At 61.0% G+C, this 18,330-nt stretch carries 17 protein-coding genes; 12 read left to right on the top strand and 5 right to left on the bottom strand.

Going from position 1 to position 18,330, the window contains the following annotated elements:
* Window positions 1–666 precede the first annotated feature (666 nt).
* Genes AC4PTT_RS20895 through AC4PTT_RS20905 form a run of 3 tightly spaced genes read left to right on the top strand, consistent with a single transcriptional unit; the run spans window position 667 to window position 4,288 of the window.
* Complete coding sequence (locus AC4PTT_RS20895) at window positions 667–1,383, top strand: GntR family transcriptional regulator (protein WP_162742413.1); 717 nt, start codon at window positions 667–669, stop codon at window positions 1,381–1,383.
* A complete protein-coding gene (locus tag AC4PTT_RS20900; RefSeq protein WP_432515718.1) occupies window positions 1,380–3,290 on the top strand; it encodes a TRAP transporter permease in 1,911 nt (636 codons plus the stop codon). Before AC4PTT_RS20895 ends, AC4PTT_RS20900 begins: the two co-directional genes overlap by 4 nt.
* A gap of 17 nt (window positions 3,291–3,307) precedes the next feature.
* The gene (locus tag AC4PTT_RS20905) at window positions 3,308–4,288 is read left to right on the top strand and encodes a TAXI family TRAP transporter solute-binding subunit (protein WP_206552984.1); all 981 of its coding nucleotides are present in this window, start codon (window positions 3,308–3,310) and stop codon (window positions 4,286–4,288) included.
* A gap of 93 nt (window positions 4,289–4,381) precedes the next feature.
* On the opposite strand, the gene AC4PTT_RS20910 is transcribed toward AC4PTT_RS20905, so the two are convergent.
* Both AC4PTT_RS20910 and AC4PTT_RS20915 read right to left on the bottom strand, forming a co-directional pair.
* The gene (locus AC4PTT_RS20910; RefSeq protein ID WP_206549154.1) at window positions 4,382–4,771 is read right to left on the bottom strand and encodes a carboxymuconolactone decarboxylase family protein; all 390 of its coding nucleotides are present in this window, start codon (window positions 4,769–4,771) and stop codon (window positions 4,382–4,384) included.
* Window positions 4,768–5,400: a GntR family transcriptional regulator gene (locus AC4PTT_RS20915; protein WP_236042305.1), complete on the bottom strand. Its 633-nt coding sequence runs from the start codon at window positions 5,398–5,400 to the stop codon at window positions 4,768–4,770. The genes AC4PTT_RS20910 and AC4PTT_RS20915 overlap by 4 nt, the downstream gene beginning before the upstream one ends.
* 160 nt (window positions 5,401–5,560) lie before the next feature.
* Between AC4PTT_RS20915 and AC4PTT_RS20920 the strand changes: the two genes are divergently transcribed.
* The 3 genes from AC4PTT_RS20920 to AC4PTT_RS20930 all read left to right on the top strand — a co-directional run bounded on the left by AC4PTT_RS20920 (window position 5,561) and on the right by AC4PTT_RS20930 (window position 8,504).
* Window positions 5,561–6,163: an amino acid synthesis family protein gene (locus AC4PTT_RS20920; RefSeq protein WP_113156598.1), complete on the top strand. Its 603-nt coding sequence runs from the start codon at window positions 5,561–5,563 to the stop codon at window positions 6,161–6,163.
* On the top strand, window positions 6,135–6,947 hold the full coding sequence (locus AC4PTT_RS20925; protein WP_492162638.1) for an alpha/beta fold hydrolase: 813 nt from the start codon (window positions 6,135–6,137) through the stop codon (window positions 6,945–6,947). The genes AC4PTT_RS20920 and AC4PTT_RS20925 overlap by 29 nt, the downstream gene beginning before the upstream one ends.
* Window positions 6,948–7,055: 108 nt before the next feature.
* Complete coding sequence (locus tag AC4PTT_RS20930) at window positions 7,056–8,504, top strand: NAD-dependent succinate-semialdehyde dehydrogenase (protein WP_492162639.1); 1,449 nt, start codon at window positions 7,056–7,058, stop codon at window positions 8,502–8,504.
* An 85-nt stretch (window positions 8,505–8,589) separates the two neighbouring features.
* Here the strand turns inward: AC4PTT_RS20930 and ltnD are convergent, their stop codons facing one another.
* From ltnD to AC4PTT_RS20945, 3 genes are all read right to left on the bottom strand, one after another.
* Window positions 8,590–9,525, bottom strand: coding sequence for an L-threonate dehydrogenase (gene ltnD / locus AC4PTT_RS20935; protein ID WP_492162640.1), 936 nt, complete (start codon window positions 9,523–9,525; stop codon window positions 8,590–8,592).
* Entirely contained in the window at window positions 9,522–10,514 is a 993-nt protein-coding gene (denD, locus tag AC4PTT_RS20940) for a D-erythronate dehydrogenase (RefSeq protein ID WP_299936543.1), read from the bottom strand. Before denD ends, ltnD begins: the two co-directional genes overlap by 4 nt.
* 61 nt (window positions 10,515–10,575) lie before the next feature.
* The gene (locus AC4PTT_RS20945) at window positions 10,576–11,808 is read right to left on the bottom strand and encodes an NAD(P)/FAD-dependent oxidoreductase (protein ID WP_492162641.1); all 1,233 of its coding nucleotides are present in this window, start codon (window positions 11,806–11,808) and stop codon (window positions 10,576–10,578) included.
* Window positions 11,809–12,152: 344 nt separating this feature from the next.
* On the opposite strand from AC4PTT_RS20945, the gene AC4PTT_RS20950 reads away from it, so the two are divergent.
* The 6 genes from AC4PTT_RS20950 to AC4PTT_RS20975 are packed head-to-tail and all read left to right on the top strand — an operon-like array spanning window position 12,153 to window position 18,284.
* Complete coding sequence (locus AC4PTT_RS20950; protein WP_297558460.1) at window positions 12,153–12,965, top strand: creatininase family protein; 813 nt, start codon at window positions 12,153–12,155, stop codon at window positions 12,963–12,965.
* Window positions 12,962–13,765 carry an ABC transporter ATP-binding protein gene (locus AC4PTT_RS20955; protein ID WP_113156592.1) on the top strand — a complete coding sequence of 268 codons (804 nt, stop codon included), beginning with the start codon at window positions 12,962–12,964 and terminating at the stop codon, window positions 13,763–13,765. Before AC4PTT_RS20950 ends, AC4PTT_RS20955 begins: the two co-directional genes overlap by 4 nt.
* A gap of 10 nt (window positions 13,766–13,775) precedes the next feature.
* Window positions 13,776–14,609 (top strand): ABC transporter permease, encoded by an 834-nt coding sequence (locus tag AC4PTT_RS20960; protein ID WP_206545208.1) that lies wholly within the window; start codon window positions 13,776–13,778, stop codon window positions 14,607–14,609.
* A gap of 2 nt (window positions 14,610–14,611) precedes the next feature.
* Window positions 14,612–15,865 (top strand): amidohydrolase family protein, encoded by a 1,254-nt coding sequence (locus AC4PTT_RS20965; RefSeq protein WP_492162642.1) that lies wholly within the window; start codon window positions 14,612–14,614, stop codon window positions 15,863–15,865.
* Window positions 15,862–17,244 carry an FAD-binding oxidoreductase gene (locus tag AC4PTT_RS20970; protein ID WP_492162643.1) on the top strand — a complete coding sequence of 461 codons (1,383 nt, stop codon included), beginning with the start codon at window positions 15,862–15,864 and terminating at the stop codon, window positions 17,242–17,244. Before AC4PTT_RS20965 ends, AC4PTT_RS20970 begins: the two co-directional genes overlap by 4 nt.
* A 53-nt stretch (window positions 17,245–17,297) precedes the next feature.
* Window positions 17,298–18,284: an ABC transporter substrate-binding protein gene (locus AC4PTT_RS20975; RefSeq protein WP_222474321.1), complete on the top strand. Its 987-nt coding sequence runs from the start codon at window positions 17,298–17,300 to the stop codon at window positions 18,282–18,284.
* The last annotated feature ends 46 nt before the right edge of the window (window positions 18,285–18,330 follow it).

Genomic DNA, 18,330 nt, shown 5'->3' on the forward strand with positions numbered 1-18,330 from the left:
CCCCCGCGCCCGGAGCGTACTATGTCGCCCTCGGCATATCGGTGACATCCTAGGGCCTTGATAGCCGTGCAGAGGCGCAGGCAGTAATGGCGACTGTAGTCATCGCTCCAAGGCGTTTCCTGCGTCGATATCCTCAGGGCGACGCCGGGTTTCCCGAATGGTCCGGCGATAGCCGTGCGCGTGGCAAAAGCCCCTTGCACCAAGACGATGTTGTTGCGGATCCCAGCAACCTCACCTCTGCCGGCTCCTGCTCAAGGGCATACTCATCACAATGAACGTCCACGCCTTTTGCGTGCATAAATCGTTTCATGGGGCACATCAACTTCATCGCCGCGTGCGCTCTCCCGCCGACGGCCTTATCCAGCCTGCCCCACTTTTCCGATCGCCGTCCCTGATCCGCAACACGGTGCACCGTTTCCCACGATCTCAGAGCTTATCGGGTCAGCCCCCCGAGGTGTTCGCCTTCGTCCCCTGGAACAGCATCCATTGCTGAACACAAGGCTCGGTCGAGCGGACAATGCCCGGATTCCGCCCCGAAACAGAAAACGGGTTGAGTATTCTGTAATACGGTATTATTGTATACCGATGTTCAGGCGGCGAGGCATTCGCTGGCCCGCCCGCTTTGGGCAGGAACAGATGACGGGTCTCAGGCATGGGAGGTGGCTGATGAGCGTTCACACTATGGAGATGCTGCGCATCGACCGGACCACGCCGACATTGCGGTCGCGGGTTCAGGACACCATTCAGGGTGCAATCCTTGATGGGAAGCTCGCTCCCGGCCAGAAGATCGTCGAACGCGAACTCTGCGAAGCAACCGGCGTGAGCCGGACCATTGTTCGCGAGGCCCTTGCCCGGCTTGAAGAGAAAGGGCTGGTCGGTCGCGACGCCAACAACAATCTAATTGTCGTTCTGATGAGCGCACGCGAGATCCGGGACATCTACGAAGTACGCGCCAGCCTGGAAGCTCTGGCGGCGCGACTTTTCACCCAGCGCGCCTCCAGTGACACGATCAACGACATCGCCGGGGCCGCCGAGAGGCTGAAGAATGCCTTCAGAGCCGGCGAACTCGCAGCGATCAGGGAAGCGACCACGACATTCTATGACATCATGATCGAAGGGTCCGGAAACGGGGAAATCCAGCGTTCCCTGAACGCGATCATCGAACGCGTCTACTTTCTGCGGACGCAGTCCATGTCCGACCCGGAACGTCATGACGCAAGCCATTCGGAGATGCAGGCAATCGCTTCTGCCCTGATTGCCCGCGACACCGCCGCCGCCGAAAAAGCAAGTTTCGTCCACGTCGCTGCAGCGTGTGACGCGGCCCTGCGCCACCTGAAAAAGGCGCCACAGGGCTCCACCCCACAAGGAGATCAGTTGAAATGACAGAACCCACGCGAGAGCGTCGCTCCGGCGTCGACTGGGTGCTGACAGCGGTCGGGATGCTCATATTCGCTTATATGGCATACGCGACGCTTTTCGGACCGTACAAGACAACCATCGTTCACCTCGCGCTGTTTGCCTGCGCCATGCTCTGCATCGCCTTCCTTGACCGGACGCGGTCCGATCAGCAGGTCATGCGAAGCGTTCAATGGGGCCTGGACGCCACATTTGCCGCGGCCACCATCGTGACCATGGGCTATGTGATCGTCAATTTCGAACGCCTGATCAATCTCTGGGGCTCCAGCTACCTCACAGGCACGGATGTCGCCATCGGCGTCGCGATCATCGTCATTTCGCTGGAGGCCGCGCGCCGGCACTCCACCATACTGTTCGCGCTTGGCGTGTTCGGTGTCGTCTACATGCTCTACGGAGCCTACTTTCCCGGCGTCATGCAGCATGCGGGCATGGACCTCAAGCGGATCATCTACCTGACCGCCTATACCACCGAAGGCTTTTTCGGCACCGGCCTGAGCGTCGCGGCATCCTATCTGTTCATGTTCATGATGCTGGGTTCGGCCCTGCAGGCAACGCGCACGGGCGACTTCATCATGAAGGTCGCAAACGCCACCACCGGCCGGCAGGTCGGCGGCGCGGCCAAGAGCGCGATGGTCGCCAGCGCCGGTCTCGGCACCATGGTGGGAAGCTCTGTCGGCAACGTCGTCACCACGGGAACGTTCACGATCCCGCTGATGATCCGCACCGGCTTCCGGCCGCATGTGGCAGCCGCCGTGGAAACCAACACCTCGGAAGGCGCACAGCTCGTTCCGCCAATTCTGGGCGCGGCCGCTTTCATCATGGCGCAGCTCACCGGCATCCCCTACGCAACGATTGCAGTTGCCGCCATTCTGCCCGCCGTTCTCTACTATCTCTCGCTCTACTGCGTGGTGCATTTCGAGGCGCGCAAGGCCGGCCTTGCAGGCATTCCGGAAGACGAGATCCCCAGCCTGCGACAGAGCTTTGCCGATGGCTGGCATCTTCTGGTCGCGCCCGCCGTGCTCTTCTATCTGCTGATCGTCGAGTCCTACACACCGTCTTACGCCAGCCTCATCGCCATCGGCATCGCAATGGTGTGCGGTCTCGCACGAAGCGTTTCGCGCATGCCTTTCCGGGCCATTCTCGACCAGTTCGACAGTGGCGCGCGCCAGGCCGCCGCGATCACGGCCCTGATCGTCTCAATCGGCCTTCTTCAGGCAGCGATCGTGACGACGGGCCTTGGACCGCGCATTGCCGACATCATCCTCTCGGTCAGCGACGGCTCGCTGCTGATGACCGCCATCCTCGCTGTGGTTGCGGCAACGCTGCTCGGCATGGGAATGCCCACGCCCATCGCCTACCTGCTTCTGGCGATGTTCACGGCTCCGGCTCTGACCGCCGCCGGCGCACCGCTGCTCGGCGCGCATCTGTTCCTCTTCTACTTCGCGATCAAATCCGGCTCCACACCTCCGGTGGCCCTCGTGGCCGTGGTGGCTGCCGGCATTGCACGCGCGAACTGGTGGAGCACGGCAGTCACCGCATTCGTTCACTCGCTGCCGGGCTTCATTGTCGCGTTCATGTTCCTGTTCTCACCGGCCCTGCTGCTTCAGGGTGATGCCATGACGGTCGCGCTTTCGGCCTGCTCGGCTGCGATCGGCGTCTTTGCCATGGCAGCCGCGGTGCAGGGCTGGTGCGCCGGACGGATCAACTGGATCGAACGCGCATTGCTGGCGGCAGCGGCCATCTCGCTCATCAACCCCGGCTACCTCACCGACATCGCAGGCGTCGCCGTCGTCGCCCTGATCTATCTGCGCCGCGCCAGGCTCGATGGAATCCAGAGCGCCCCGGCAACCGGCGCAAAACACCAGAACACGTAATCAAAAGGGAGAAGTAAATGTTCAAGATACCGTCCAAAATCCGGCATGCAGCACTCTTTGCCGCCGCCTCGATCATGGTTTCGTCCGCCGCCTCGGCTCAGGAGCAGCTTTCCATTGGAACCAGCAGCTCCGGCTCCGGCCCCTACATCAACGGCGCAACCATCTCGGAAGTGTTCAACAACGCGCAGGACAAGTACAAACTGTCCGTCCAGACCACCGGCGGCTACCGCGACAATCTCGGTCTGGTCCTGAACAGCGAACTCGACATCGCTCTCAACACGCTGATCGATCTGGAATTCGCCTACAACAAGCGCAATGACTTCGCCAACATCCCCATCGCGGACGAGTTCAAGAACCTGCGTCAGCTGTTCATCTTCAGTGTCGTGCCGGAAAATGTCTTTGTGCGCGAAGATTCAGGGATCACATCGCTTGAGGGCATCAAGGGACATGCGATCAACCTCAACACGCCGTCGAGTTTCACCTACGGGCTGAATCTGGAGCTGCTCAAGGCAGCCGGCCTTTCCACGGACGACATCAAGGCAGGAACGGTTTCCACCGGGCAGGTTTTCGATGAAATCCGCAATGGCGTCTTCGACGGCGGCATGCATGTCTTCCAGGTGGGGCTGGCAAACGCACAGCAGCTCTCGTCCACCGTGCCGATGCGCTATCTGAACCTCGACCCCGAGGTGATCGAACGCCTCAACGAAGTCTACTATGACCTTCTCGTACCGTTCGAAGTGCCCGCAGGCACCTATCGCGGGCAGGATGAGCCTGTGTCCACCTTCGGTCTGGCGCAGGTGATCTACACAGACGCGGAAGCCGACGAGGACATGATCTACGAATTCACGAAGGCGTTCTGGGAAAACCTGCAGGCGCTCGGCGAGAGCAACACGAGCTTCAAGGGACTGACCGTCGAGCTTGGAGCGCAGAAGCGGACCGTTCCGATGCACCCCGGCGCGGAGCGTTACTTCAAGGAAATCGGCGCGATTGCCGATTGATGCTTCCGGGCCGGTCCAAGACCGGCCCGTTTTCTTTCCAGTCGTGAAAGCACATCTAAAAAGGCAGAGCAGTCGCCGCCGGTGACCGGCCTGCTACTCCGCTTCCACCTCTTCCAGAACCTTGCGCGCGGCGCGAAAGCACTCCAGCGCCTGCGGCACGCCGCAATAGATGCCGATCACATGAATGATGGCGCGCAGTTCGTCCTGGGTCACGCCATTGCGAATGGCCCCGCGACAATGCAGTTCCCACTCGTGCATCTTGCCGAGCGCGCCAATCATCGAGAGGTTCATCATCGACCGCGTTTTCGCGTCGATGACCTCATCGCCCCAGCCGAAGCCCCAGCACCAGGCCGTCATCGCTTCCTGAAAAGGGCGTGTGAATTCATCAGCCTTTGCCAGATTGCTTTCGACATACTCGGCCCCAAGCGTGGACTTTCGTTTCTCCAGCCCCTTGAGGAAGAGGTCTTCGTCGAATGCGCTCATGATTTTTCCTTGTCTCCGGCCAGGAGTTTCTGTGCGATGGACGTGGCGTCCGTCAGGTGGGCTTCAACGGCAGCCAGGGCCGCGTCCGGGTCACGCGCAGCAATCGCTTCGCAGATGTTGCGCATATGGGTCGGGCCAGACACTTTTCTGTTTTCGCTGGTCAGCGTCATCACGCGCAGGCGGGAAATACGGCCGTTCAGGCGCTGCACGACTTCCCAGGCGATATTGTGCCCTGCCCCCTCGAAGATGAGAGCATAAAACCGCGTCGTGGCCTTGAAGAGCGCACCGGGTGTTTCCTTTGCAGCAGCGGCTTCCAGATCGACAAGCGCTTCGCGCAGACGCCGCTCAAGATCCGGTGTCATATTCCTTGCGCAGGCCTCGGCAGCCGCCGTTTCAAGCTTCAGCCTGATATCGTAGATCTGCCGTGCATCGTCCCAGTCCATCCTGGCGACGATCGGCCCGCGATTGGGCAGATGCTCCACCAGACCTTCCGCATCGAGATAGCGCAGCGTTTCTCGAACCACCGTACGGCTGACGCCCAGTTGCTCGCAGAGCACGCGCTCAACCAGTCGGTCGCCCGGCTTGAACACGCCGTCGATTATCGCATCGCGCAGGCGTTCAAGAACCATGTCTCGCAGGGTGGTGGGCTGCTGCTCAATTTTATTCAGGCCAAGATTTGTCATGCCGACGAGATAGCAGCGTCGATTCCCGCAAGCAAGGTTGTTTGAATGATTGTATTACGGTATACCATAATCAACACCAACCGTTCGAATCAACCGGGAGCTGCGAATGCCTGCTGAGATCCGCAAAACACTACTACACGTCGAGGAAACGCTCATCGAAGGCGGGAAAGCTGCACCAACGCCCCTGAAAATGATCGCGGCAGTGGCCGTCATCCGGAACCCGTGGGCAGGACGGGGTTTTGTCGAGGATCTGAGGCCCGAGATCATGGATTGCGCCCCCGGACTGGGCGAACTCCTCACCGAAATGATTCTGGAAGCAGCAGGCGGCGGCGACAAGGTCGAGGGTTACGGAAAATCGGCAATCGTCGGCCTGTCCGGCGAAGTCGAGCACGCTTCGGCTCTGATCCACACGCTCCGTTTCGGCAACCATTACCGTGAGGCGGTGGGCGCCAAGTCATACCTGGCTTTCTGCAACACGCGCGGTCCGGCGAACGCTCCGCTCATGATCCCGCTCATGGACAAGAATGACGGCGGAAAGCGCAGTCATTATCTCACCATCCAGCTTTCAATAGCAGACGCACCGGCAGCGGATGAAATCGTGATCGCGCTTGGTGCTTCGATTGGCGGACGGCCGCACCACCGCATCGGCGACCGGTATCAGGACCTCAAGGAGCTCGGGCATGACGTTGAAAACCCTGCAGCTGTCTGAGGGTTACGGCCAACTGGGGTATCGCGAGGCTGGAGAGGGCGACATTGTCGTCCTCATCCATGGCGTCGGCATGCAGTCTGCGGCCTGGGGGCCGCAGATCGATGCACTTTCAAAGACGCATCATGTCTTTGCTCTGGACATGCCCGGGCACGGCCTCACCAGCCACCTGCCCGAAGGCGCGCAGGTGTGCGACTATGTGCGCTGGCTGCGCACGGCGCTGCAGGCACTCAACCTGCAGAAGATCAGTCTGGCGGGTCACTCCATGGGCGCCCTGATCGCCGTTGGCTTCACGGTCACCTATCCCGATATGGTTGAGCGCGTTGCACTGTTGAACGGCGTGTACCGCAGGGATCCTGACGCGCGTGCCGCCGTCGAAGACCGTGCCGCGCAAATCCGGGCTGGCGCCTTTGATGTCGCCACCCCATTGAGCCGCTGGTTCGGTGACAGCCCTGCCGAGCAGGACGCGCGCGATCAGGTGGCCGAATGGCTCGGCAGTGTCGATCATGCGGGCTATGCAACGGCCTACACGGCCTTCTCCCGTGGCGATACATACTATGCCGATCACGTCTCAGGCATTGAATGTCCGTTGCTGGCGCTCACCGGTGAAGGTGATCCAAACTCCACACCGGCGATGTCGCGCGCCATGGCGCAGGCAGCACAAAACGGTCACGCGGTTATCGTCGCCGGGCATCGCCACATGGTGAACCTGACAGCGGTGGATACCGTGAACCACGAGCTGGAAACCTGGCTCAGCATCCCTTGCGCATTGAGCCGCACAGCCTGATCCGCACACTCACCGCAAAGCGTTGATCAAGGCGTACAAGAGAAAGGCCGTGTTCTTCGAAACAGAGCACGGCCGCAACGTCCCTTTCCCAAGATTGCGAGAGAAACGATGATCCCCCTTGATCGACCCGACCTTCTCATTTCGGATGCGTTCATCGCCGGAGACTGGCACCGCACCGACCGGGCTTTTCCGGTGACGAACCCTTCCACGGGAGCAAAGCTGGCCGATGTCGCGGATTGCACACGCGACGATGTTCGCCGCGCCATATCGGCGGCCGCGCCAGCGCAGAAAGTCTGGGCGCGTTGCGCCGCAAAAGAGCGCGCCAGCATCCTGCGCCGCTGGTTTGACCTGATTGTCGATCATGTCGACGACCTGGCGGCCATCCTGACGGCTGAAATGGGAAAGCCGCTGGCTGAAGCGCGCGGCGAAATTCTCTATGGCGCAAGCTTTGTCGAGTGGTTCTCAGAAGAAGCCAAACGCATCTACGGGGAAACCATACCGGGGCATCATGAAGACAAGAGGCTGATGGTGATCAGGCAGCCTGTTGGCGTGGTTGGCGCAATCACCCCTTGGAACTTCCCCAATGCGATGATCACGCGCAAAGTCGCGCCAGCGCTTGCCGCCGGCTGCGCCATTCTGGTCAAACCGGCAACCGAAACACCGCTTTCGGCCCTCGCGCTCGCAAAGCTGGCCGAACAAGCAGGCCTGCCTCGGGGACTTCTTTCCGTTCTCCCGTCGACAGACAGTGTCGGCGTGGGACTGGAGTTCACGGAAAACCCGACCATTCGCAAGATCAGCTTCACCGGCTCGACCAATGTGGGGCGCATTCTGATGCGCAACGGGGCAGACCAGATAAAGAAACTGTCGCTTGAGCTCGGCGGCAATGCGCCATTCATCGTGTTTGACGATGCCGACCTCGACGCCGCCGTGGAAGGCTGCGTCACCTCGAAGTTCCGCAATGCAGGACAGACCTGCGTTTGCACAAACCGCATCTATGTTCAGGATGCCGTCTATGACGCGTTTGTCGAGAGATTGAGCAAAGCCGTATCCAGCCTGCAGGTTGGCGATGGTTTTCTGGAAGGCTGCGCGGTCGGCCCGCTGGTGAGCCATTCTGCGATGGACAAGGTTCGCGCCCATATCGACGACGCGGTGGAAAAAGGGGGCACGGTGGTTCTGGGCGGCGCGCCGCATGACCTCGGCGGCACGTTCTTCCAGCCGACCGTCCTGCGGGACGCCACACCTCAGATGGCCGTTGCAAAAGAAGAGACGTTTGGGCCTCTGGCGCCGGTCTTCCGCTTCTCCACTCTGGAAGAGGTGGTGGAGGCTGCCAATGATACGGAATTCGGTCTCGCATCCTATGTCTACAGCCGCGACCTCAGCCGCGTCTGGAGAATGATGGAAGAACTCGAATACGGCATGGTCGGCGTGAACACCGGCCTGATTTCAACGGAAGTCGCGCCGTTCGGGGGCATCAAGCAATCGGGTCTGGGCCGGGAAGGCTCCCGCCACGGGATCGAGGACTATCTGGAAATGAAATATTGCTGCCTGGCGCTGTGAGCGTGTCGCTCCAAGACAGTTTCGCCGCAGGCTCCCCTGCGGCGAAACCGCTTTGCTCAGCTGAACCTGCAGCCGGGCAACAACTCTATTTGTCCTCGTAGCGCTTCGGCGGCAGGTCGATGCCGCTTTGGGCAGCATAGAGCTTCATGAGCGCAATATCCCCCTCGCGCCCCATGCCCTCGGCAGAAGCCGCGCGGTAGCGTTCGAGTGCAGCCTGCGAAACCGGCAGGTCGAGTTTCGCGCCGGATGCCGCATCGGTGACAATACCCAGATCCTTGACGAAAATGTCGATCGCCGAGTGTGGCCGGTAGTCGCCATCTGTGATGTATGGCCCCCGGTTCTCGAACATCCACGACGAGCCGGCGCAGGCGGGAATGACCTGCATGATCTGATCCGCATCCAGCCCCTGCGCGATGCCGAAGGAGAATGCTTCCGCTGCGGCGGCGATATGAATGCCGGCCAGAAGCTGGTTGACGCTTTTCATCGCCGACCCCGGCCCGGCCCGGTCGCCAAGCCGGAAGACTGTTTCAGCCATGGCGTCCAGCGCTGGCTGCGCTTTCTCAAACGCTTCCGCCGAGCCTGAGGCCATGACCGAAAGCTTGCCCTGTGCCGCACGCGCGGAGCCGCCGGAGATCGGGGCGTCGAGATAAAGAATGCCTTTCTCAGAAAGCTCCTTCTCGAACGCAATGGCCTGCTGCGGATCGATGGTGGCGCAACTGATCACAACCGCACCCGGCTTCAGCATTGCGGCAAGACCGTTCGCGCCGAACAGGGCCTCACGCGTCTGTGCGGCGTTGACCACGACGAGAATGGCGCCATCGGCTTCGCCGGCAGCCTCCGCCAGCGGGCGGTCTCGCCCGGCCTCAGCCCGGAAGCGCGCCTGCGTATCACCATTCAAATCGAAACCATCCACGCCCAGACCGGCGCGCAGCAGCGAACTGCCCATGCCATAGCCCATCGCGCCGAGACCGATCAGAAGGAAGTTTCCGGCGGTGTTGTCCTGCACTGCTGTGTTCATCATGCCTGCTCCGCATCTGTTGCGTAATCTTCGAGATAGGCGCGCACGATCGCTTCAAACGACTCGTCGGCCTCAAAACCGAGTTTGAGCGCCCGGTCGGCTTCAAACGCCTGGGGCCATGTGGAGAGGATGGCCTCAATGGCCGGGTCTTTTTCGTGACGGATGAGGGCAACAGCGGCATCGCCGGCTATGGCGCGCAGCGCCTCGATCTCATCGGCCACGGTTGCCGAAACGCCGGGCATGGTCATGTTGCGCCGCCCGGCGAGCAATTCGCTGCTGACTGCTGCCGCATGGGCCATGAAGCCGATTGCCGCGCGGGGGCTGGCGAACCAGTGCCGCATGGATGTATCGACCGGAAGGATGGCCGGTAGTCCGGCCAGCGGTTCACGCAGAATGCCGGAATAGAAGCTGGAAGCTGCAGCATTCGGCTTTCCCGGTCGAATGCAGATGGTCGGCAGGCGGATGCCGATGCCGTCGAAGAAGCCGCGCCGGCTGTAGTCTGCAAGGAGAAGTTCGCCGATGGCCTTCTGGGTGCCATAGCTGGAGTGCGGCGTAATGATGTGGTCATCGCCAATCACATCGGGCAGTGGCGATCCGAAAACCGCCAGCGACGAGGTGAAGACCACGCGCGGGCAGTATCCGTCTTCTTCATTGGCCTTGCGTATCGCCTCGAACAGATTGCGGGTGCCATCCAGATTGATGCGGTAGCCCTTTTCGAAATCCCGCTCCGCCTCGCCCGATACAATGGCCGCCAGATGGAAGATCACGTCGGGACGGGAAGCAACGATTTGCTCCGCCGTTTCCACGGCCGAGATATCGCCCGCCTCAACCGTGACACTTATCTCTTCCACGTGAGGCGCTTGGGCTGGAACGATATCGAACAGCGTCAGCCGTCCGATTTTGCGGCCTCCGATTTCGCCATCCTTTACGAGGCGCTTTGCCAGCCCGTCGCCGAGCATGCCGGCCGCGCCGATGATAAGGCAGTGAAGCATTTCACAGAACTCCGGATGATTTTGTGCGACTGTCGCCTCAGCCGCGCAATGTGTGAAGGGCTTAGTTCGCCTTGAAGGCGCTGATCAGTTGCTTGAGGCGCTGGGCGCCCTCCGCGATATCCGCAGCCGAAGGGTTGATGCCGGCTCCAAGAAGTCGGCGCGCGATCATGTGGTCGGCTGGCCTGTTGATGGAATCGACGGCGACCAGTTTCTCACCCCTGAAATGATAGACGGAGAAGGCATTGTCTTCGGAAGCGCCGGAAACGATGAGACTGTCTGCGCCCGCCGCCAGCCCCGCGGTCTGGATCTTCATGTCCCCCTGATCGGACCAGAACCAGGCAACCTCGGCATAGGGCCTGCCACCGCCGGTGAGAACCCGAGCGATGTGCCGCGCATGGTCGGTGGCGTTCTGCACCGATTCCAGCCGCACCCGGTTACCAAGCTGATGGTGATCAAAACTCACGCAATCGCCAATGGCGTAGATGTGCGGTGCTGAACTGCGCAGGTTTGGATCGACAACGACGCCATTCGCAACCTCAAGCCCCGCCTCGGCGGCAAGCTCCACATTGGGCACGGCCCCGATGCCCATCACGACCATATCAGCGTCGAAGCGGCGACCGTCTGCGGTGGAAACCGCAACGACCTTTCCACCCTCGCCATGGATAGCGGCAAGCTGCGTGGAGGTGATCAGATCGATGCCGGCGGAGCGGCTGCGCTCTTCCACGTGAGCGGAAACGACCGGCGCGACAGAGCGGGCAAGCACGCGCGGTGCAGCCTCGATGAGGGTGACCGACTTGCCAAGGCCGATGCAGCTATGCGCCATTTCCATGCCGATGAAGCCGCCACCGACGATCACGACATTTTCAACCATCGGCATTGCCGCGCGGATGCGGCGGGCGTCTTCCATGGTGCGCAGAGTGACGATGCCGTCAAATTCCATTCCGGGAAGCTGTGGCATGCGAGCGCGTGCGCCCGTCGCCAGAACGAGATCGGTAAACCCGAGCTCTCGTCCATCTGCAACGATCAGGCGCTTGCCATCCACGTCGATCCGCTCGGCATGCACGCCGAGCTCCAGTTCGACGGCATTGTCGCGATAGACGGCTTCGGTGCGCAGCACCAACCCTTCTCCATCGGGCGTTTTCAGGTAGGATTTCGACAGCGGCGGACGGTGGTAAGGCAGATCCTTTTCATCGCTGACCAGCACGATCTCGCCGGAATATCCCTCCTGGCGCAGACTGACAGCAGCCTGCGAGCCACCGTGCCCGCCGCCCACGATGATGCATCTCTCAACCATAAACACCTCCGCTGAAAGCCCCGGCACAAAGACCTGCGCCAGAGCAATCTCAAGCGGCCCGCTTACCGCGCCATTTGCACGTTTCGCTCTCCCTCGAGGGGCCGCAGGACATTTCGTTGCATATTTCCAACGTCATTTAAACAATTAGTTTGACCGATTGGTCAGATCAGTTAGTAATATTGCTCAGAACATCGTTCCAACCCCCATGGAACGCAGGGAGGAAGCCTTCAGTTTCAGGGATGGGGAAGTCGCTTCGGCGGTGTGTGGAGGCACACCGCCATGTGGGGCGGCTTGGCGTCTTGCCGTGGCGAGACTGCACGGAACATGAGGGAGGAATACTGATTTTGAAGAGATATTGGTCGGACTATACGAGCGAAGAGTTTTCCCGGCTTGATCGAGGCAACATGGTGGCGGTTCTGCCTGTCGGCGCGACAGAGCAGCATGGACCCCATCTGCCCCTGTCGGTGGATGCCGCGATCGTCAGCGGAATGGTTTCGGCCATCGTCGAGCGATTACCGGAAACAAGCCGGACCCTGTTTCTGCCAACGCAGCCGATCGGCAAAAGCAATGAACATGCGCGTTATCCCGGCACACTGACCTATTCGGCACAGACACTCATTTCAATGTGGTGCGAGATTGGAGCCTGCGTCGCCGCCAGCGGTGTGCGCAAGATGGTGCTGCTCAACAGCCATGGCGGACAGATCAGCATCATGGACATCGTTGCGCGCGAACTGCGCCAGCGCCACGGCATGATGGTGTTTTCCGTCAACTGGTTCGGACATGGCCTGCCGGACGGCCTTTATGACGCGCATGAAACGCTGCACGGCATTCATGCCGGCGACATGGAGACATCGGTGATGCTTGCCATGCATCCCGATCTGGTCGTGATGAGCAAGGCGCAGAACTTCGCCGCCCTCACCGAGACCTTCGCCAGCGAATATCGCCACATCTCGCTGGCGGGCGCAAAGCCCGGCTGGCAGATGCATGACATCAATCCCTTCGGAGCTGCCGGCAACGCCACGGCGGCGACCGCAGAGAAAGGTCACCAGACAATCGATTATGCAGCCGACCGTCTCGTCGAAGTGCTCGCCGAGGTGGAGCGCGCGCCTTTGACCTGGCTCGACAACAATCCTGCCTGGGGTGAGGAAGCACAATGAGAGCAGCAGCTACGACCGGCTCGCAGCCACTGATCGAAATCAAGAACGTCTACAAGCAGTATGGAACGGGCATTGTGGCTGTCAGCGACATGTCACTCTCCATTGAGGACGGTCAGTTCGTCAGCTTCCTTGGCCCCTCCGGCTGCGGCAAGAGCACTGCACTGCGCATGATCGCCGGCCTGTCCGAAGTGTCCGCCGGGTCGATCACGGTGAACGGCCATGCGCCGGGAAGCAGTTCCGGCCCGCAGGACGTCGCATTCGTGTTTCAGGAGCCGACACTCATGCCCTGGGCATCGGTGTTCGACAATGTGTACCTGCCGCTGCGTCTTGGCGGCATGTCGCGTGCGCAGGCAGCGCCGCGCGTCGAGGAGGTGTTGGCGCAGGTGGGGCTGAGCAAGTTTGCGAAAGCCTATCCGCGCGAACTTTCGGGCGGCATGAAGATGCGTGTCTCGATTGCGCGCGCAATCGTGACCAAGCCCCGCCTTCTGCTGATGGACGAGCCGTTCGCCGCGCTCGATGAAATGACCCGCTTCAAGCTGAACAACGACGTTCTGCGTCTGTGGCAGGAGCACGGGCTGACGGTCATCTTCGTGACCCACAGCGTTTATGAGTCGGTCTATCTGTCCAACCGCGTCGTGGTGATGGCCGCAAGGCCCGGGCGCGTGGTCGACGATATCGCCATTCCGGGAAGCTACCCCCGTGCGGACAATTTCCGCGCCACCCGCGAATACACCGAAAGCTGTGAAATCGTCTCCGACGCGCTCAACCAGACGCTCGGCAATGACGACATCAACCATTGAGGGCCGCGCCATGACAACCGAGACGCCAGTACTCAATTCAGAACAGAACCGCCGCGCCCGCATCGAGCGCCGCAAGGCGGTCATCATGCCGACAATGGCCATCATCATCGCGCTTCTCGTGTGGGAAGGGCTGGTGCGCTACCATGAGGTCCCTCACTACATCATCCCCGCACCGTCGCTGATCGCGCAAACGCTGGTGAAGGACTGGTCTTCGCTGATGAGCTCGATGATGTTCACGGTGAAGCTGACCATGCTTTCACTGCTCTGCGCCATTGCGGGCGGCGTTCTGATGGGCATGATCTTCGCTCTATCGCGCACCGTGGAAATGAGCTTCTTTCCCTTTGCGGTGATCCTTCAGGTCACGCCGGTCGTGGCGATTGCGCCGCTGATCCTCATCTATGTGCATGACACCTTCACAGCGCTGCTCATCTGCGCCTGGATCGTGGCCTTCTTCCCGATCCTGTCGAACACCGTGATCGGCCTGCGCAGCGCCGATCACAACCTGCGCGACCTGTTCAAGCTCTATCGCGCCACGCCCCTGCAGCGTCTGCGCTTCCTGCTCGCGCCCAGCGCCCTGCCCTATTTCATGGCAGCGCTGAAGATCGCCGGCGGTCTGGCTCTGATCGGGGCCGTGGTGGCGGAGTTCGTCGCGGGCACCGCCGGTCAGAACACGGGGCTCGCCTCGCGCATTCTGGAATCCAGCTTCCGCAACGAGATACCGCGCATGTTTGCCGCGCTGTTCCTCGTCTCGGTTCTCGGCATTGTCATCTTCCTTGCAACGAGCTGGCTGTCGCGCCTTGTGCTTGGTCGGTGGCATGAAAGCGAAATCCGCCGGGAGGCCTGAGCGTGTACAAAGGCCACGACATTCCACACGTTTCTGCGCCGGATGGGACATTGCGCCTGTCAGGCGTGGGCGTGGCCGCACTTCCCGGACGCCACGATGTCGTGGTGAAGGATGGGGTTATCGCCGATATCATTACGGCAGCCCCCGGCGAGGCCGAAAAAGCACACGGCGGCTTCATCACGCCGCTTCTGGCCGATGTGCATGTTCACCTCGACAAGACCCACACCATCGCAAGGATCAGGGCCGGCAATCCGGCCCCGATCCAGTCCCTGTTTGACGCCATTGCGCTGATGGAAGAAGACAGACCGAACTGGTCGGCAGCCGATATCCGCGCGCGGGCCGTGCGCGCGCTCGAAGCGGCCTTCGCCCATGGGGTCGGCGCAGTACGCAGCCATGTGGACTGGGTAACGCCGGAAGTGCCGGATGCATGGCCCATCATTTGCGAATTGCGCGAAGAGTGGAAAGGCCGGATCGATCTGCAACCGGCAGCCCTCGTTCTGGGAGATATCGTACCGGAGGCCGGAAGCGCCATTGCGGCGCGGGTCGCGGATGACGGTGGCGTGTTCGGCGCCTTCTTCTACCGCAACGCAGATCTGGCGGCGAAGGTTGAAACCATGTTCACCCTTGCCGCGCGCCATGACCTCGACCTCGATTTCCACATCGATGAAGGGCTGGAGCCGGAAGCCGACGGGCTGTCGCTCGTGATCGACGCCACAGCGCGTTTCGGCATGGCCGGTCGCGTTCTGTGCGGCCATGCCTGCTCCCTGTCGCTGCGACCGGCAGACGAACTGGAGCGGATTTTGGCGGCTGGCGCGCGCGCAGGCGTGGCGCTCGTTACCCTGCCCTCAACGAACCTCTACCTGCAGGATCGCAGAAACGGCCGCACGCCAAATCTTCGCGGCCTCGCGCCGCTGAAGGAAGCGCGCGCGGCGGGCATGGAAGTGATGATCGCTTCCGACAATGTCGGCGACGCCTTCTACCCCTACGGCGATTACGACCCGCTGTCCGTTCTGCGGCTGGCGGTGCCGGCCGCGCATCTGGAACCGGACGCCTGGCTGGACAGCATTACCTCACTGCCCTCCCGCAGATGCGGAAGCAGCATTTCAGGGCTCATCGAAAAGGGCATGCCGGCCGACTTCATCTGGCATGCCGCAACAGACATGGGCGACCTCATCAGCCGGCCCCGCAGCGAACGCATTGTCTATCGGAGCGGTACGCCGCTGCCGACGGCAACCAACGACTGGAGAAACACATGAACCTCGCGACCAAGTCCGCGCGCGCCTATGACTGGGCCGCTTTCCGCAGCGAGATCGATGGCATTCGCGTCTATGACGATCCGAAACAGGTCGAGCTGCGCTCCCGCGATTACTTCTGGTACAGCCCCATCCTCAGCGAGGATATCGGCCATTTCGTCGGCGATCTCGTCGTCATCCCCGCCGATGAGGAACAGGTGCGCCGCGTGGCGGCAGCGGCGGCCCGGCTGCGCATCCCGATCACCATCCGTGGCGGCGGAACCGGCAATTACGGCCAGTGCGTTCCGCTGGAAGGCGGCATCATTCTCGACATGACCAAAATCGACAGGGTGCTGTCGATAGAGCCGGGCCGTGTGCGGGTTCAGGCTGGTGCGCGCATCGCCCGGCTGGACGACGCGGTGCGCGAAACCGGCCAGGAACTTCTGATGTACCCGTCGACACGGCGCATCGCCACCATTGGCGGCTTCTTCACCGGCGGCTCGGGCGGCATCGGTTCGCTGCGTCACGGCATGCTGCGCGACGATGGCAACATCTATTCGGTGAAGGTCATGACGCTGGAGCCGGAACCGAAAATCATCGAGCTGCACGGCCACGACATCCAGAAGGTGCAGCATGCCTATGGCACCAACGGCATTGTCATGGAACTGGAGATCGGCCTGACCGAGAAGACGGACTGGGTTCACACCGCAGCCCTCTTCGACAGCTATGATGCAACGCTTCGCTTCTGCCTCAAGGCGCTGGAAGAGAAACTCGACTGCTATCTGCTGACCACCGTGGATCGCCGCTTCTCGCGCTTCTACACCAAGTTCGGAGACCTGTTCCCGGCAGACCGCGACGCGGTGTTCGCGATGATCGCGCCCGAAGAGCAGGAGCGCTTTGCCGAACTGGCGGCATCGTTCGGCGGGCGCGTTTCCTTCAGCATGACGCAGGACGAGCTTCACGCGAACGGGCTGCAACCTGCATATGAATGCGGCTGGAACCACACCACCCTGCAGGCGCTGAAAGCCGAGGAAGGCTGGACCTACCTGCAGGTCGCCTACCCGCGCCCCTTCGATCCCGAGACCGTCATGCGCCAGATGGAGCGCTATGGCGACGACCAGTACATGCATCATGAAATGGCGCGGCTGGAAGGCGAAGTGCAGATCTTCGGCCTGCCGCTGGTCCGCTACAAGGACCGCGATGACACCTATCAGGTTATCCGCGAACTCGAAGAGCTGGACGGTTGCGACATCTACGATCCGCACGCTTTCACCATTGAGGATGGTGGAATGAAGCAGATCGACACCATGCAGATCGAATTCAAGAAACTGGCCGATCCCTTTGGCCTGCTCAACCCTGGCAAGACCCGTGGCTGGACGGCCGACATGGCCGCCAAAGACTGAACCGAAGAACGAATGGGAGTGAAGTTCTTATGAAAAGCATGCACAAAGTCGCAATGACCGCAGCAGCTCTTGTGGTCTCCACGCAATTCGCCATGGCGCTGGACAAGGTTACGTTCGGCACCAACTGGCTGGCTCAGGCCGGCCATGGCGGTTTCTATCAGGCCGTGGCCGACGGCACTTATGAGAAATACGGTCTCGACGTCACCATCGAGATGGGTGGCCCGCAGGTCAACAACCGGCCGATGCTCGCCGCCGGCCGGCTGGACTTCCTGCTTACCGGCAACCTTCTTTTGTCCTTCCACAACAACGCCAATGACATTCCCACCACCGTCATCGCTTCCTTCTATCAGAAGGATCCGCAGGCGCTGATGGCGCATGAAGGCGCTTACAAGGACTTTGAGGACCTCACCAATGCGCCTTCCGTGCTGATCGCCAAGGACACCCAGTATGGTCTGTGGCGCTGGCTGGTCAGCGACTTCGGCTTCAAGGACGAGCAGATCCGCCCCTATGGTTACAGCCTCGCCCAGTTCCTGAGCGACCCAAAAATGGTTCAGCAGGCCTATGCTACCGCCGAACCGCTTTATGCCAAGAAGGAAGGGGCTGACGTCGCCACCTATCTGCTGGCCGACTATGGCTACAGCACTTACGCCAACACGATCGAAACCCGTACGGATCTGGTCGAGAACAATCCTGATCTTGTTCAGCGCTTCGTGGATGCGAGCATCATCGGCTGGAACAACTTCCTCTATGGTGATCGCAGCAAGGCCTATGAGCTGATCATGCAGGACAATCCCGACATGAGCGCCGAGACGCTGGATGGCGAGATCGAGATGCTCAAAAAGCTGGAGATGATCGACAGTGGCGATACGCTGGAAAAAGGCATCGGCGCGATGTCGCTTGACCGTGTGAAGCAGTTCTACGAACTTGCAGTCAAATCGGGTATCGTCGAGGATGGCAAGATCGACATTTCGGAAGTTGCAACCGACGCATTCGTCAACAAGGGCGTCGGGCTCGATGTGAAGAAGCAGCTCAACCCATAAACGCAAAACGGAAAGTGGAGTGATGGGCAGCCGTTCTGCCCATCAC

Source organism: Nitratireductor sp. WH36-1 (assembly GCF_058725515.1).